This is a genomic window from Halovibrio sp. HP20-59 (assembly GCF_033052795.2).
Classification (GTDB): Bacteria; Pseudomonadota; Gammaproteobacteria; order Pseudomonadales; family Halomonadaceae; genus Vreelandella.
Window position 1 is genome coordinate 1 of record NZ_JAWJUW020000103.1, and the last position, 265, is coordinate 265.

At 76.6% G+C, this 265-nt stretch carries 1 pseudogene; it reads right to left on the bottom strand.

Annotation, left to right across the window (positions count from 1 at the left end):
* A pseudogene (locus RZA33_RS19540) lies at window positions 1–265 on the bottom strand (UDP-2,3-diacylglucosamine diphosphatase); the annotation flags it as partial.

Sequence of the window (265 nt, forward strand, 5' to 3'; positions counted from 1 at the left end):
CGGCAGGCGTCGGCGTCGAGGTCGCTGGCCATCAGTTGCGCGGCCTGCGAGGCGCGGCTCTGGGCGCGCGCCTGCCGTCCGAAGGCCTGGCGCTCGGCCAGCGGCCTGGCCAGGAAGTCGGCCTGCCACGCAGGCGAATGGCTGGTGGCGCGCCAGGCCTGGTAGGCGGTGTCGGCCAGGCACTGGGCGTCGCCGTGGGCGAGCAGCCAGCGCTGGCCGAAGGCGTCGAGAACGCTGGGGTCGGGCAGGGCGGTCAGCCCGGCGT